The organism is Pseudomonas sp. L5B5 (assembly GCF_020520285.1).
Taxonomy (GTDB): Bacteria; Pseudomonadota; Gammaproteobacteria; order Pseudomonadales; family Pseudomonadaceae; genus Aquipseudomonas.
This window is the reverse complement of the sequence record NZ_CP084742.1, coordinates 3,425,880-3,441,282: the sequence shown is the minus strand read 5'-3', so window position 1 is coordinate 3,441,282 and position 15,403 is coordinate 3,425,880. Positions and strand designations below refer to the sequence as shown.

At 63.9% G+C, this 15,403-nt stretch carries 15 protein-coding genes; 8 read left to right on the top strand and 7 right to left on the bottom strand.

Features of this window, described 5'->3' with window-relative positions; translation table 11 throughout:
• Positions 1–118 precede the first annotated feature (118 nt).
• From accC to LGQ10_RS15765, 5 genes are all read right to left on the bottom strand, one after another.
• Entirely contained in the window at positions 119–1,480 is a 1,362-nt protein-coding gene (gene accC, locus LGQ10_RS15785) for an acetyl-CoA carboxylase biotin carboxylase subunit (RefSeq protein WP_226522506.1), read from the bottom strand.
• 17 nt (positions 1,481–1,497) lie between these two features.
• Positions 1,498–1,956 (bottom strand): acetyl-CoA carboxylase biotin carboxyl carrier protein, encoded by a 459-nt coding sequence (gene accB, locus LGQ10_RS15780; protein WP_058435672.1) that lies wholly within the window; start codon positions 1,954–1,956, stop codon positions 1,498–1,500.
• A 48-nt stretch (positions 1,957–2,004) separates the two neighbouring features.
• On the bottom strand, positions 2,005–2,457 hold the full coding sequence (gene aroQ / locus LGQ10_RS15775; RefSeq protein WP_058435673.1) for a type II 3-dehydroquinate dehydratase: 453 nt from the start codon (positions 2,455–2,457) through the stop codon (positions 2,005–2,007).
• Between the two features lie 296 nt (positions 2,458–2,753).
• Positions 2,754–3,797, bottom strand: coding sequence for a methyl-accepting chemotaxis protein (locus tag LGQ10_RS31565; RefSeq protein ID WP_413247625.1), 1,044 nt, complete (start codon positions 3,795–3,797; stop codon positions 2,754–2,756).
• Positions 3,798–4,768: 971 nt separating this feature from the next.
• Positions 4,769–6,439: a response regulator gene (locus tag LGQ10_RS15765; RefSeq protein ID WP_226522504.1), complete on the bottom strand. Its 1,671-nt coding sequence runs from the start codon at positions 6,437–6,439 to the stop codon at positions 4,769–4,771.
• Between the two features lie 287 nt (positions 6,440–6,726).
• Here LGQ10_RS15765 and LGQ10_RS15760 point away from each other — a divergent pair, with 287 nt between their 5' ends.
• The 4 genes from LGQ10_RS15760 (at position 6,727) to speA (ending at position 11,042) form a co-directional block, all read left to right on the top strand.
• Entirely contained in the window at positions 6,727–7,794 is a 1,068-nt protein-coding gene (locus LGQ10_RS15760) for a DUF2333 family protein (RefSeq protein WP_058433636.1), read from the top strand.
• Positions 7,795–7,797: 3 nt separating this feature from the next.
• A complete protein-coding gene (locus tag LGQ10_RS15755; RefSeq protein WP_226522503.1) occupies positions 7,798–8,337 on the top strand; it encodes an NUDIX hydrolase in 540 nt (179 codons plus the stop codon).
• Between the two features lie 197 nt (positions 8,338–8,534).
• Positions 8,535–8,906 (top strand): translation initiation factor Sui1, encoded by a 372-nt coding sequence (locus LGQ10_RS15750; RefSeq protein ID WP_058433634.1) that lies wholly within the window; start codon positions 8,535–8,537, stop codon positions 8,904–8,906.
• A 222-nt stretch (positions 8,907–9,128) separates the two neighbouring features.
• Positions 9,129–11,042 carry an arginine decarboxylase gene (gene speA, locus LGQ10_RS15745; protein WP_226522502.1) on the top strand — a complete coding sequence of 638 codons (1,914 nt, stop codon included), beginning with the start codon at positions 9,129–9,131 and terminating at the stop codon, positions 11,040–11,042.
• Between the two features lie 105 nt (positions 11,043–11,147).
• On the opposite strand, the gene LGQ10_RS15740 is transcribed toward speA, so the two are convergent.
• Both LGQ10_RS15740 and LGQ10_RS15735 read right to left on the bottom strand, forming a co-directional pair.
• On the bottom strand, positions 11,148–12,494 hold the full coding sequence (locus LGQ10_RS15740) for an MATE family efflux transporter (protein ID WP_226522501.1): 1,347 nt from the start codon (positions 12,492–12,494) through the stop codon (positions 11,148–11,150).
• Between the two features lie 64 nt (positions 12,495–12,558).
• Positions 12,559–12,852 (bottom strand): hypothetical protein, encoded by a 294-nt coding sequence (locus LGQ10_RS15735; RefSeq protein ID WP_226522500.1) that lies wholly within the window; start codon positions 12,850–12,852, stop codon positions 12,559–12,561.
• 190 nt (positions 12,853–13,042) lie between these two features.
• On the opposite strand from LGQ10_RS15735, the gene LGQ10_RS15730 reads away from it, so the two are divergent.
• Genes LGQ10_RS15730 through LGQ10_RS15715 form a run of 4 tightly spaced genes read left to right on the top strand, consistent with a single transcriptional unit; the run spans position 13,043 to position 15,322 of the window.
• The gene (locus tag LGQ10_RS15730; RefSeq protein ID WP_058433631.1) at positions 13,043–13,348 is read left to right on the top strand and encodes a MazG-like family protein; all 306 of its coding nucleotides are present in this window, start codon (positions 13,043–13,045) and stop codon (positions 13,346–13,348) included.
• Positions 13,345–14,094 (top strand): methyltransferase domain-containing protein, encoded by a 750-nt coding sequence (locus LGQ10_RS15725; RefSeq protein WP_226522499.1) that lies wholly within the window; start codon positions 13,345–13,347, stop codon positions 14,092–14,094. Before LGQ10_RS15730 ends, LGQ10_RS15725 begins: the two co-directional genes overlap by 4 nt.
• A gap of 11 nt (positions 14,095–14,105) precedes the next feature.
• Entirely contained in the window at positions 14,106–14,732 is a 627-nt protein-coding gene (locus LGQ10_RS15720) for a DUF4136 domain-containing protein (RefSeq protein ID WP_226522498.1), read from the top strand.
• Between the two features lie 32 nt (positions 14,733–14,764).
• Positions 14,765–15,322, top strand: coding sequence for a DUF4136 domain-containing protein (locus LGQ10_RS15715; RefSeq protein WP_058437609.1), 558 nt, complete (start codon positions 14,765–14,767; stop codon positions 15,320–15,322).
• Positions 15,323–15,403: the final 81 nt, after the last annotated feature.

The window sequence follows — 15,403 nt, the reverse complement described above, 5'->3', positions numbered from 1 at the left end:
AGCGCGCAAGTTTACGCGAGCAGGAGGCAGAAGACGACAGCGGCAGGCGGGCAAGCCTCGCTCCCGCGGAAACGACAAGGCCGCTCGAAAGCGGCCTTGTCGGTGTGGCGAATGCCGATCAGTGTTGTTCGGCCAGCTTGTGCTCGAGGTAGTGAATGTTCACGCCCCCTTTGCAGAAGCCTTCGTCACGGGTCAGCTCGCGGTGCAGCGGGATGTTGGTCTTGATCCCGTCGACGACGATTTCGTCCAGCGCATTGCGCATGCGCGCCATGGCTTCGTCACGGGTCGCCCCGTAGGTGATCAGCTTGCCGATCAACGAATCGTAGTTCGGTGGAACCGCGTAACCGCTGTACAGGTGCGAGTCGACGCGCACGCCGTTGCCGCCCGGAGCATGGAAATGCTTGACCGTGCCTGGGCTTGGCATGAAGGTTTTCGGGTCTTCGGCGTTGATCCGGCATTCCAGGGAGTGACCGCGGATAACCACGTCATCCTGGGTGAACGACAGCTTGTTGCCGGCGGCGATGCTGAGCATCTCCTTGACGATGTCGATACCGGTCACCATCTCGGAAACCGGATGCTCTACCTGCACACGAGTGTTCATCTCGATGAAGTAGAAGCGGCCGTTCTCGTAGAGGAACTCGAACGTGCCGGCACCGCGGTAGCCGATGTCGATGCACGCCTTGACGCAACGGGCGAAGACTTCCTGGCGAGCCGTCTCGTCGATGCCCGGTGCCGGCGCTTCTTCGAGTACTTTCTGGTGGCGACGCTGCAGCGAGCAGTCGCGGTCGCCCAGGTGGATCGCGTTGCCCTGGCCGTCGGACAGTACCTGGACTTCCACGTGGCGTGGGTTGGTCAGGAACTTCTCCAGGTAGACCATCGGGTTGCCGAAGGCTGCGCCCGCTTCGGAGCGAGTCAGCTTCGCCGAGGCGATCAGGTCTTCTTCCTTGTGCACCACGCGCATGCCGCGACCACCACCGCCACCGGCGGCCTTGATGATCACCGGATAGCCGACTTCACGGCCGATGCGCAGTGCGGTCTCTTCGTCTTCAGGCAGCGGGCCGTCGGAACCTGGGACCGTGGGAACGCCAGCGGCGATCATGGCGTGCTTGGCGGACACCTTGTCGCCCATCAGGCGAATGGTCTCGGCTTTCGGGCCAATGAAGGCGAAGCCGGAGTTTTCCACCTGCTCGGCGAAGTCGGCGTTTTCCGCCAGGAAGCCGTAGCCAGGGTGGATCGCCGTGGCGCCAGTGACTTCAGCGGCCGCGATGATGGCCGGGATGTGCAGGTAGGACTGCGCGGCTTGCGCAGGGCCGATGCACACCGATTCGTCTGCCAGGCCCAGGTGCATCAGCTCCTTGTCGGCCTTGGAGTAGACGGCTACGGTCTTGATCCCCATTTCCTTGCAGGCGCGCAGGATCCGCAGGGCGATTTCGCCGCGGTTGGCAATCAGGACTTTTTCCAGCTTCGCAGGCTTCAACATCAAAGACTCTCCGCGGTTCAAACGATGGTGAACAGCGGTTGGTCGTACTCAACCGGCTGGCCGTCTTCGACAAGGATGGATTCGATCACACCGCTGGTTTCAGCTTCGATGTGGTTCATCATCTTCATCGCTTCGACGATGCACAGGGTGTCGCCTTTCTTCACGCTCTGGCCGACTTCAACGAAGGCTGGCGAGGTCGGAGAGGACTTGCGGTAGAAGGTACCGACCATTGGCGAACGGGCCACGGTGCCGTTCAGCACAGGCGCAGCCGGGGCGGCAGGAGCAGCGGCGGCTGGTGCGGCAGCGGCAGGGGCGGCTACAGGCGCTGCGACCGGAGCCGGTGCGTAGTATTGCTGGGCTGGAGTCTTGCTGTGACGGCTGATGCGTACGGACTCTTCGCCTTCCTTGATCTCCAGCTCGTCGATGCCGGACTCTTCCAGCAGTTCGATCAGTTTCTTGACTTTACGGATATCCATGAATCATCAACTCCCAGGGGTCGGTCAGGGGCGTTTAACGCTTGTTGTTCAAGCTATTGCCGGTCTTTCAAGCTGTTCCAGGGCAGCCTCCAGGGCCAGTCGGTAACCGCTGGCGCCAAGGCCGCAGATCACTCCCACCGCAACGTCGGAAAAGTAGGAGTGATGGCGGAAAGGTTCGCGTTTGTACACGTTGGACAAATGCACTTCGATGAATGGGATGCTCACCGCCAGCAGCGCGTCACGTAATGCGACGCTTGTATGCGTAAAAGCTGCTGGATTGATCAAAATGAAATCCACGCCTTCATCCCGCGCGGCATGGATGCGCTCGATCAATTCGTACTCGGCATTGCTCTGCAGGTACTGCAGGTGATGTCCACCGGCACGGGCCCGCTGCTCCAGGTCCTGGTTGATCTGGGCCAGGGTGGTTGCACCGTAGACGCCCGGTTCGCGGGTGCCGAGCAGGTTCAGGTTGGGGCCATGGAGAACCAGTAGGGTGGCCATCGGTTGTTCCTTGTTATCGGAGGCGGTTGTCAGAACCCGGCGACTATGCCGGAAAGACTTTGTGACTGTCCAGTTCCCGGCAATAGCCAGCACGATGACCGATGTTTACGCGAAATATGTGACCGAGCGACTGGATTTGGTCATTTGCCCCCGGGAGCGGAGGCGGCGTGGGTGATGGTGCAGGTTTCGCCGATGTTGGGGGTGAGTGGCTCAGGTGGGCCGCTGCCGATCGTGGCGATCTCAAGGTGTTTGCAGGCCCTGCGGACCTGGGCGCAGCTGCGGCAGCGGCTAAGAGATCAGACGCGGAAGGCCTGTACCGCAGTGTGCAACTGGCCACCCAGGTCCAGCAGGTTTTCGCCCTGGGCGCGACCTTGGCCGATGCGCAGCAGGTTGTCGCCGCCCAGTTGATGGATACGTTCGCTGTGGTCGCGAATTTCGCTGACCGCACCACTCTGCTGGGCGGTGACGTCCGCGATCCGCACGGCGGTATCGGCAATGGTCTGGATCGCGCCGACGATTTCGTCCAGTGCGCCGTCGGCAGCCTGGGCCTGGCCGGCGGTGGCTTCGGCGTGCTCGACCTGGGCGCGCATGCCCTGTACCGATTGCTGCGCGGCGGTCTGCAGGCCGGCAATCAGGGTCTGGATCTCGGCTGTGGCGCCGGCGGTACGCTGGGCCAGGGAGCGCACTTCTTCGGCGACCACGGCAAAACCCCGGCCCATCTCGCCGGCGCGGGCTGCCTCGATGGCGGCGTTGAGGGCCAGCAGGTTGGTCTGGTCGGCGATGGAGCGGATGACCGTGAGCACGCCGCCGATGGTGGCCGATTCCTGCGCCAGGTGTTCGATCATCTGTGCGTTGCCCTGGACTTCCCCGACAAGCGCGTGCAAACCGGTGAGGCTCAGGCCGATGACTTTCTGCCCCTGCTGGACAGCCTGGCCGGCGCTGCGGCTGGCATCCGCGGCCTGGCTGGCATCGCCGGCCACCTGCTGGATGGTGGCCTCCAGTTCCCCCAGGGCATCGCGGATCTGCGCGGTGTCGCCAGCCTGGCGCTCGGCGCCGCTGTGCAGGCCGGTGCTCAGGTCAGCCAGGGCCCGGCTGCTGCCAGCCACTTGTTCGGCGTTCTGGCGAATGGTCCCCACCAGGTCCACGAGGTAGGCCCGCAGGCGGTTCAGGGATTCTTCGATGGCATGCAGTTCGCGGTTGGTCTTGCCCAGCTGGATCGGTCGGCTGAAGTCGCCTTCGGCCCAGTTCGACAGCGCCGGGGCGAGGTTGGTCAGGACCCGGGCCAGCTTGCGCTGCAGGGTGTCGATCACCAGGGCAATCAGCAGGATCAGGCCGATCATCAGTCCTTGCATCAAGCGCACTTCGCCCTGGATCTGTCCGTGCTGGGCTCGGACCGCCGGTTCCAGTTCGGCGATCGCCTGGCGTACGGCGGTGATCTTCAGCAGGGTCGCGGCGCTCAGGTCGGCACGTTTCTGGATCTGCTCGCGGGTGCGCTGCAGCTCTGCCGGGTAGCGGCTGAGCAGGCTGTGGAGCTCGCGCTTGAGGCCGATGCCAGCGTCTTCGGCGACACTTTCCTGGGTGTTCTCCAGGCCCATCATGGCGGCAAAGTCATCGGTGCTCGATGCGTTGCTGGTCGCCACGCCTAATAAAGGCAGCGCCTGGAGTTGGTCAGCCTGGGCGCGAATGTTGTTCAGCTCGCGCTCGACGTCGGCCGCCAGTTCGCTGCGCCCGCTGCTGACCAGCTTGTCCCGGGCCAGGGACAATTTGCCCAGGTGCTGGGCGGCCGTGAGCAGCAAAGGCAGGTAGTTCGCGGCTTCTGCGGTCTTGGCGCCGCTGGCGTACTGGCTGAGCTGTTCCAGGTTGGCTCCCAGCTCGCGTTCGGCTTGCAACAGCAGGGCCTGGGGATCGCCGGCCAGCTTGCCCGCTGCCAGCAGGTCGGTCTTGCTGAAGTCGTCGAGGCCGGCCAGGCTCGGGCGCAGGCTCTGGGCCAGTTGCGGTGGCAGTTCGGGCAACGCGCCCTGCAGGGTCTCGATGGCCTGGGTGGCGCTGCTCAGTCGCAGGGCATCGCCGCTGGCCAGGTAATCCTCGATGTTGCGTGCTGCCTGGTTCTGAAACTGCTGGGACAGCCCCAGGTAGCGCTCCATCAGGAGATAGGGTCGCTCCAGCGCGCGTTGCGACCACCAGAGTGTCGCTCCCAGGGCCAGGCACACGGCAACTAACAGCAGGGTATTGAGATTGGTCAGCAACTTCAGGCGCATCGGGGCTCTACCAACGACTTGAATGGCAAGCGCCTGAATTTATTGCGTTTGTATTACAGGGTTATGACCGAATCAGTGGAGTCGGATGAAAAGATGGCACTTTGACTTGATTGCCTAGCGCTCTGCACCCGATTGCGTCCGCTGTGCTTGGCGCGATACAGGGCCTCGTCCGCCTGGCTGGCCATCATCAGGCTGTCGGAGTCTTCCTGCATCTGCACCACCCCGGCACTGAAGGTGCACCACAGGTCCTGGGGTTGGGCCGGGTAGTGGATTTCGGCGAAGCGCTGGCGGATCTCGTCCAGTACCCGGCAGGCGGCGTCCTGGTCGGTATCGGGCATGACGATGGCGAACTCCTCGCCGCCGTAGCGGCCGATGAAGTCGGTCTTGCGCAGGCGTTGCTTGAGGAACAGTGCCAGGCTCTTGATCACTCGGTCGCCCATGGGGTGGCCGTGGCTGTCGTTGACCCGCTTGAAGTGGTCGATGTCCAGCATCGCGAAGCTCAGCGGCTTGTTTTCGCGGCGGGCGCGGAAACAGCAGTCTTCCAGCAGTTGCAGGATGTGGGTGTGGTTGTACAGCCCGGTCAGGCTGTCGCGGACCATCCGCGCCTTGAGATTGCGCGCTCGTGCTGCACGGTTGCGTACTGTGGTGATCAGGTGGCGTGGCTTGATGGGCTTGGTGAGGAAGTCGTCGCCACCTTCGCTCATGGCGTCCAGTTGCTTGTCCAGGTCATCTTCGGCGGACAGGTAGATGATCGGCACGCTGACGTAGCGGTCGTTGTGGCGAATGACCTTGGCCAGTTCGGTGCCGGTGCAGGCCGGCATGTACATGTCGAGGATGATCAGGTCCGGCTGGAAATCCGCCAGCTCGGCCATGGCCTGGATCGGCTCGATCAGGGTACGGGTGACGATCCCGGCGCTGTTGAGCAGGCGTTCGGTGTGCAGGGCCTGGGCCCGGGAGTCGTCGATGATCAGCACTTTATAGGGCTCGTACTGGGCGACGCAGGTCAGCACCTCGATCTTCTCCAGCAGGCTGGAGGCTTCCAGGGTGCCGGTGAGAAATTCCTGGCCACCGGCGCGCACTGCCGCGAGGCGGGTCGGAGTGTCGGTTTCGTGCAGGCTGAAGAACAGCAGTGGCAGTTTCTGTTCCAGGCCGACCTGGGCCTCGGCAGCCAGGGTCAGGCCCATACCGGGGCTGCAGAAATCGACGTCGATGACGATGGCCGCCGGCAGGCGCTCGAGCATGGACGAGCGAAATGCGCCGATGCTGTCCAGGGACTGGGCGCTGAGGCCGAAGAACTCCAGTTGCTTGGCCAGGCGCTCGGCCCGGTCATGATCTTGCAGCATCACGTAGATTGGTTTGCGCAGTGGCGGCAGGAAGGTCTGTTCCAGCTGGTCGCCATGGCGCAGACCGGTGCGCGACAGACGCTGCATCAAGCGGTTCAGATCGGTGATCAGATTGCTGCTCAGGCGTCCGCGATTGGCGTCCACGGCCTCCAGCGACTGGCTGATGCTGCGGGCCAGCTGCGTATGTTCGGGCTGTTCGAAGCGCTCGGCGAAACGCAGCAGGCGCAGGTTGGCCTCGCACAATTCCGACATGTCGGTGGACGACCATTCGCTGCGCTGCAGCCGCTGCCATATCTCAAGGATCTGCCGTGCCTGATGAATTACCCGCTGGGCAAAGTGGTGCTTGAGGCGCTCACGGCTGGGGTCTTCTGGCTCGGTCATATCCTGACTACTAGTTAGGGTGCATGCTGAGATCGACTGGTGGCTCTATGCTAGCACCACTTTTGGTTCGCATGAGTGTCGTACGTCAATAATGTGCAAAGCGACCTGACCGGGCTCCGATCGACTGGCTGCATAGGCTGTGGACTGTGCTTCATCTATAGTGGCCGTCTGATGCGCAATCATTGCACGGCGCGCCGTTGCCAGGAGATTTATCCCGCCAGGGCAAGGCACGATGGAGTAGGGTAGCGGTCGAATCGATGAACCCAAGTGATTGAAAGGATATAGCCATGCTGGATTGGAAGAATCGCGCAGACAGCGCTCCGGACCGTGCAGCCCAACCCAAGTCGGCGACACGCAGCTATTTCGGGACGCTGCTGTTCAGCCGCGCCCTGGCGACCTTGCTGGGTCTGTACCTGTTGGTTACCGGTGCCCTGGGCTGGTACTGGAGCGAGGAGCCGGCGCTGTTCCCGGTCCAGCAGAATGCCCAGATCGCTGCCGAGAAGGACGGGCGGCAGATGGTGGTGGGCTATACCACGGTGGAAACCCTCAAGACCGTGGTCGGTACCTTGCTCGACAAGCCGGGTGGCTATATCTCCAACGACCGTTTCCCCCCAGGCCTGTGGATGGACAACATGCCCAGCTGGGAATACGGGGTCCTGGTCCAGGTCCGCGACCTGACCCGCGCCCTGCGCAAGGACTTCGCCCGCTCCCAGTCGCAGTCCGCCGAAGACGCCGACCTGGCCAAGGCCGAACCGCGCTTCAACTTCGACAACAAGAGCTGGATCCTGCCGTCCAGCGAGTCGGAATACCAGGACGGCATCAATTCCCTGAGCCGCTACCAGGCGCGCCTGTCCGACCCGAACCAGAAGACCGCGCAGTTCTATGCCCGTGCCGACAACCTCAACAACTGGCTGGGTGACGTGGGCACGCGCCTGGGTTCGCTGTCCCAGCGCCTGTCGGCCAGCGTCGGCCGGGTCAAGCTCAACACGGCGCTGAAGACTGAAGTCCCGGCCCCGGGCCAGGTCCCGCAGGTGGGCGAGGAAATCGAAGAAACCCCATGGATGCAGATCGACAATGTGTTCTACGAGGCTCGTGGTCAAGCCTGGGCGCTGTCGCACCTGCTGCGGGCGATCGAAGTGGACTTTGCCGATGTGCTGGCGAAGAAGAACGCCACCGTCAGCGTGCGCCAGATCATCCGTGAACTGGAGGCTTCCCAGGAGCCGGTATGGAGCCCGATGATCCTCAATGGGGGCGGTTTCGGCGTGCTGGCCAACCATTCGCTGGTGATGGCCAACTACATTTCCCGGGCCAACGCGGCGGTCATCGATCTGCGTCAACTGCTCAATCAGGGCTGAACCATGGTTGCAACCCCCTACGACGAGGCGGCTCACCGAGCCGCTTCCGACGCCGAAGAGATTGCCTGGGTCGATGGCGAAGACCAGCTGCTGGGTGCCATGGTCCGTTCGCAGCTGCGCGAGCGCGGCCTGATCGGGCGGGGTACGTACATCATGCTGTTCAATTCCGCCGGTGAACTGTGTGTGCACCGGCGCACCCTGAGCAAGGCCATCTACCCTGGTTACTGGGATGTCGCAGCGGGTGGCATGGTCCTGGCGAGCGAAAGTTATGCCGAGTCGGCAGCCCGGGAACTGGAGGAAGAACTGGGGGTGAGCGGGGTAGAACTGACTGCCCACGACCACTTTTTCTTCGAGGACACCGACAACCGTCTCTGGTGCTCGGCCTTCTCTGCGGTCTGGGACGGTCCGCTGCGCCTGCAGCCCGAAGAAGTGCTGGAAGCACGCTTCCTTCCGTTGGATCAGGTGCTGCGGGAAATCCACGAAAAGCCCTATTGCCCGGACTCCCTGGCCGCCTTGCAACGCTATCTGGCGCGACGTCGCTAAAGTTGCATAAATTGGCGCTGATTGGCTCTTAGCAAGCCGGCTTTTTGCCGTTACACTGCGCGACTTTTCAAGCTGAGCCAGCGCTGCCTCCACAAGGGCCGCCGGCCAGTAGCGCTGCCCCTGCCTGAGTGGGGCTTCGCGGTCGGCGGCACCGCCATGTGCCCCGACCAGTCTTTGTCCTCCCAAGAGGATTGCCGGTGGCCAAAAAAGCCGCATCCTTCGCCGCCCTTGGTGGCCTGGTGTTTTCCACCGACGCAGGTCGACATTGCCCGGACTGTAGCCAGCCGGTGGCCGCCTGTATCTGCAAACAAACCGTGATTCCGGCCGGCGACGGCATTGCTCGCGTGCGCCGCGAAAGCAAGGGCCGTGGCGGCAAGACGGTGACCACCATCACCGGCGTGCCCCTGGCCGAAGACGCCCTCAAGGAACTGGCCACGGCGCTGAAGAAACGCTGCGGGACCGGTGGTGCCTTGAAGGACGGCGTCATCGAGATCCAGGGCGATCACGTCGAGCTACTCTTGGCGGAACTGGTCACTCGCGGTTTCAAGGCGAAGAAGTCCGGCGGCTAGCAGCCTCTGTGAAAACCACCTGTGACTGGACGCTGCCTTGATCGATTCGGGCCGCTGGCGTCATCTCCATGGTTTTCACAGAGCCTGTTCATGAACGGTTTCTAAACTCGGTCCTGCCGGCGTGGTCTATTGCGCTTGCAGGCTAATCGTCATTTTCATTCTTTAGACTGCGCCGGCCCCGGATCGGGGAGGCGCTTCATGACTTCTTCATAGGGGACTTCGATGTCCGTACGACGCACACGCAAAGACGATGGCAGCCAATGGACAGTTGCGGACAGCCGCAGTGTTTACGGGATTCGCCATTGGGGGGCCGGATATTTCGCGATCAATGACGCCGGTCGCGTCGAAGTTCGCCCGAACGGTCCAAGCAGCTTGCCCATCGATCTGTTCGAACAGGTCGAGCAATTGCGCAAAAGTGGTTTGTCCCTGCCGTTGCTGGTGCGTTTCCCGGACATCCTCCAGGACCGCGTGCGCCAGTTGACCGGCGCTTTCGACGCCAACATCGCGCGCCTTGAATACCAGAGCAAGTACACCGCCCTGTACCCGATCAAGGTCAACCAGCAGGAGGCGGTGATCGAGAACATCATCGCGACCCAGAACGTTTCCATTGGCCTGGAAGCCGGCTCCAAGCCTGAGTTGCTGGCTGTCCTGGCCCTGGCGCCCAAGGGCGGCACCATCGTCTGCAACGGCTACAAGGACCGCGAGTTCATCCGCCTGGCGCTGATGGGCCAGAAGCTGGGCCACAACGTGTTCATCGTCATCGAGAAAGAGTCCGAAGTGGGCCTGGTGATCGAGGAAGCGGCCTCGCTCAAGGTCAAGCCGCAAGTCGGCCTGCGGGTACGCCTGTCGTCCCTGGCTTCGAGCAAGTGGGCCGACACTGGGGGCGAGAAATCCAAGTTCGGCCTGTCGGCGGCGCAACTGCTGTCGGTGGTGGAGCGCTTCCGCGATGCCGGCCTGGACCAGGGCATTCGCCTGCTGCACTTCCACATGGGTTCGCAGATCGCCAACCTGGCCGACTATCAGCACGGCTTCAAGGAAGCCATCCGCTATTACGGCGAGCTGCGCAACCTCGGCCTGCCGGTGGACCACATCGACGTCGGCGGTGGCCTGGGCGTGGACTACGACGGTACCCACTCGCGCAATGCCAGCTCCATCAACTACGACATGGATGACTACGCCGGCGTCGTGGTGGGCATGCTCAAGGAGTTCTGCGATGCGCAGAGCCTGCCGCACCCCAACATCTTCTCCGAGAGCGGCCGCTCCCTGACCGCCCACCACGCCATGCTGGTGGTACAGGTCACCGACGTCGAGAAACACAACGACGACGTGCCGGCGGTGGAAAACAAGGAAGAGCTGCCGGAAACCGTGCAATGGCTGGTGGACCTGCTGGGTCCGACCGACATCGAGATGGTCACCGAGACCTACTGGCGTGCCACCCATTACATGAGCGACGTGGCCGCGCAGTATGCCGATGGCAAGCTGACCCTGGCCGAGAAAGCCCTGGCCGAGCAATGCTACTTCGCCGTGTGCCGTCGCCTGCACAACTCGCTCAAGGCCCGCCAGCGCTCCCACCGCCAGGTGCTGGACGAACTCAACGACAAGCTCGCCGACAAGTACATCTGCAACTTCTCGGTGTTCCAGAGCCTGCCGGACACCTGGGCCATCGGCCAGGTCCTGCCGATCCTGCCGCTGCACCGCCTGGACGAAGAGCCGCTGCGCCGCGCGGTGCTGCAGGACCTGACCTGCGACTCCGACGGCAAGATCAAGCAGTACGTCGACGAGCAGAGCATCGAGACCAGCCTGCCGGTGCATTCGGTCAACGAAGGCGAGGACTACCTGCTGGGCATCTTCCTGGTGGGTGCCTACCAGGAAATCCTCGGCGACATGCACAACCTGTTCGGTGACACCGATTCGGTGAACATCTACCAGCGGGCCAATGGCAGCGTGTACCACGCTGGCATCGAGACCCACGACACCATCGAAGACATGCTGCGTTATGTGCACTTGTCGCCCGAGGAGCTGATGACCCACTACCGCGACAAGGTGGCCAGCGCCAGGATCAGCGCCGCCGAGCGTACCCAGTACCTGGATGCCTTGCGCCTGGGCCTGACCCGCTCGTCCTACCTGTCGTCCTGACGCCGGGGGCATCCCTGGCGATGCCCGAAGGCCCATGAAGAACGCCGTTTCCCTGTCAGGGGAAACGGCGTTTTTTTGTGCCTGGGCTCGCGCTTGCAGAGCGCCTCAATGGACCTTGGCGAACCAGCCGTCCGTGCGCTCCAGGCGCCAGGCGAAGGCGCCCAGGGTCAGGCTGCGCAGCAGCATGAACAGCAGGAAGCTCAACCACAGGCCATGGTTGCCCAGGCCCTGCAGGGCCCAGGCGCAAGGCAGCAGCAGGAGCACGGTGAGCAGCATGGCGTTGCGCATCTCGCGGGCTCGGGTCGCGCCGATGAACAGCCCATCCAGCAGGTAGCTCCAGACCGCGATCAAGGGCAGCACGGCAAGATAGGGCAGGTAGATGAAGGCGGTCTGGCGCACGTCGGTGATGTCGGTCTGCATGTTGATGAACAGATGCCCTGCCAGCAGGAACAGCACGGTGAAGCCCAGGCTGGCGAGCAGTGACCAGCCGCCGGCCACCACCAGTGAGCGGCGCAGGGTGCGCGGGTCGCGGGCACCGATGGCGTGTCCGCACAGGGCCTCTACCGCATGGGCCAGGCCGTCCAGGGCGTGAGCCGTGAGCAGCAGGCCATTGAGCAGCAGGGCATTGGCCGCGACCGTGGCGTCGCCCAGGCGTGCGCCTTGCACGGTGATCAGGAAAAACACCGACTGCAGGGCCAGGCTGCGGATGAAGATATCGCGATTCACCGCCAGCAGCGGGCGCCAGCTCTGCCAGCGGCGCAGGGCTGCCCAGGCGATCTGCCCGGGGTAGGCGCGCAGGGCCGGACGGGTCATGGCCAGGCCCACCAGGGCCCCGGTCCACTCGGCGATCACCGAAGCCCTGGCCGACCCCACGACTCCCCAGTCCAGGCCAAGCACGAACCACAGGTTCAGGGCGATGTTCACAAGGTTGGTGCTGAGCAGGATGGCCAGCGGTGCCCGCGCGTTCTGGGTCCCCAGGAACCAACCCACCAGGGCGAAGCTGGCCAGGGCCGCGGGCAGGCCCAGCAGGCGGGTATGGAAGAACGCGCGGGTCATCTGGTCCAGGTCCGCCGAGGGTTGCATCAGGTGCAGGGCGACACCGCTGAGGGGCACGCCGATGATCCCCAGCAGCAGGGCCAGGCCCAGCGCCAGCAGCAAGCCCTGGAGCAGCACTTGTCGCAGGGCCGCACCGTCGCTGCGGCCGGCGGCCTGGGCGGCGAAACCGGTGGCGCCCATGCGCAGGAAGCCCATGGCCCAGGCGAGAAAGGTATAGAGGCTGGCGCCTACTGCGACTGCGCCCAACTGGTGGGCATGGGGCAGGTGGCCGATCACCGTGCTGTCCACGAGGGCCACCAGGGGCACGGAAATGTTCGACAGGATCATCGGCGCGGCCAGGGCCCAGACACGACGATGGGTGGGACGGTGACGCCAATCGGAAATCAGGGGGGACATGCAGGCTCCTTGCGAGAGCGGGCATTGTACCCGGCGCCTGTGGACGCCGGGGCGCGCGAGGGGATCAGTGAATGATCCAGCTCAACAGCCAGAGGCCAAGCACCAGCCAGATGATGCCGAGGATGATCGAGGCGCGCATGAAGGCGCGGATCGCCGAATACAGGAACATCAGGCCGATGATCAGCGCAATGATGCTGATGATCGACGTGTCCATGCCCAGGGCCTGGGCCAGGCCGTCGACAAAGTTGCCCCCGGCGTGAGTCAGGGTGTTGAACAACCCGCTGAGCAGGTCGACGATAAAGCGGATGACCGAGCCGATGGCCTGGCCGAGCCATTCGAAGAAGCTTTCTACCTGCATGTTTGCGTCCTGATGAAAGAGGGGGCGGGTGCCCGAGGTCAACCTTGGGCCCTGAATATCCGCAGCGAGTTCCCTATCAAGCATAGAAGCTGCCAGGGGCTGCACATTCTGTAGGAGCCGGCTTGCTGGCGAAAGCGCTCTTGCGTCCCACGCTCATCCCCCGGAAGCTATACGCCTTCAGGAGACCCCGATGAACCTAGAGCAACTGACCCAACGCCTGCACGCCATCCGTGACCACAACGACTGGCGGCAATTCCACAGCCCGAAGAACCTGGCCATGGCCGCCAGCGTCGAGATGGCCGAACTGGTGGAAATCTTCCAGTGGCTGAGCGAAGACCAGTCGCGCCAGCTGCCGGCGGACAAGCTGGCCCATGCCGGGCAGGAAGTTGGCGATATCGTCCTCTACCTGCTGTTGCTGTGCAGCGAGCTGGGGCTGGACATGGACCAGGTGGTGCGCAGCAAGCTGGCGGACAGCGAACGGCGGTTCTGCTCATGAGCGACCGGCATTTCGATCAGTTGGCCACCCGTTTCGCCGAGAAGATCTATGGCGGCGCCAAGGGGGCGATCCGTCTTGCGGTGCTCCAGGCCGATCTCAAGGAGGCGCTGCCCGAGCGCCCGTTGCGCGTGCTGGATATCGGCGCCGGCCTGGGGCACATGTCCCTGTGGCTGGCGCAGCATGGTCACCAGGTGACCCTGGCCGAACCCGCCGCGCCCATGCTCGAAGGCGCCCGCCAAAGGTTTGCCGAGGCGGGCCAGCAGGCCACCTTCATCCAGGCGCCCTGGCAGGAACTGCTGGGGCAACTGACCGAGTCCTACGACCTGGTGCTTTGCCATGCGGTGCTGGAGTGGCTGGCCGAGCCCCATTCGATCCTGCCGGTGCTGCACCAACTGACTGCCGCCGATGGCTGGTTGTCCCTGGCGTTCTACAACCGCGACGCCCTGGTCTACCGCAACCTGCTCAAGGGGCATTTTCGCAAGCTGCGCAAGAACGACATGGCGGGCGAGAAACAGAGCCTGACCCCGCAACAACCTCTTGATCCTCGCGAGCTGGCGGCGCAACTTGAGGGCAAGTGGCGAGTCGAAGCCCAGAGCGGGGTCCGGGTATTCCACGACTACATGCCCGTGGAGTTCCAGTCTCGTGCCGAGCTGACAGATCTTCTGGAGATGGAATTGGCTCATCGCCGACACCCAAGTCTCGCCGGGCTTGGGCGTTATCTGCATTGGCTGTGCCGGCCAGTCTGACGGAGTACCTGATGAAACGCCGCCTGGGTCTGCTTCTCCTGTGTTCGGGGCTCGCTGCTTGCCAGGGCAGCAACCCCTATGTCGCCAGTTCCAGGCCGTTGCCGCCGGCCCCACCGCAGGCGGCCACCACCTTTGACCGCAGCGCCTATCCGGCACCGCCCCGGGACTACGGTCGCTATCGCAGCTGGGGCTGGCTCAATGGGCGATTGCCCGCTGGCACGGCCTGGGCCGATTCGGCACAGGTCGCCGAAGCGGTCAGCGGCGCCCTGGACCAGCGTGGCCTGCGACCCTTGCATGACCAGCGGCCGGCCGACCTGTGGGTCAGCGCCGACCTGCGCCTGGAAAAACGCCTGCGCCAGGTCCGGGATGACTACGGTTATGGTGGCTACGGCGGCTATAGCGACTACGATCGCCGTCACCGCTACGGGCCGGGCTACGGCATGTACGGCAGCGCACCGGTGGTGCGTACCTATGAAGTGGAAGTGGTGGTGGTCAGGGTCGACCTGTTCGACGCCGGCACGGGACAGCCGGTGTGGAGCACCAGTGCCGAGACCAGCAGCAGCGGCACCTTGGGTGAGCGCGCCGATGCACTGCGCGAAGCGGTGCAGAAGGCCATGGCGGCCTATCCTCCCAGCTAGGCCGGGTTCTGACTTCAAAGCGGAGAAACGACATGTTCCATCGAATCGCGTTACTGGTGTGTGCCGCCTTGCTCAGCGCCTGCGCCGCCAACCAGGTCAACCATGACTTCGACGCCAGCCGGGACTTTGGCGCCTACCGCAGCTGGAGCTGGAAGGAACCTGCGCTGCAATACCGCCCGGATGATCCGCGGATCAGGAGTGACCTGACCGAACAGCGCATCCGCCAGGCCGTGGCCGAGCAACTGGACCAGCGCGGCCTGCGCCCGGCAGCGGGTGGGGCCCGGGCCGACCTGAACGTGCAGGCCTACCTGATCGTCGAGGATCGCCAGCAGCAGGTCACCACCAACTATGGCGGGGGCTGGGGTGGTCCGTGGAATGGCTACTGGGGTGGACCTGCGTACAACGAGACCCGCAACATCACCTACAAGGTGGCGACCCTCCAGGTCGATCTGCTCGATGGCAAGGACGGCAAGCTGGTATGGCGCGGCAGTGACGAGCAGTTGCTCAGCAGTTCGCCCAATCCCGCCGACCGTGCTGCTGCAGTTCGTGCGACGGTGACGCGCATCCTGCAGAACTACCCGCCCCGCTAGCGGGCGCCGTCAGTCAGCCGGGCTGGCACCGTGCCAGCGCCGGCTTCGGACCTTGGCTACACTGCTTTGCATCGATGGAGA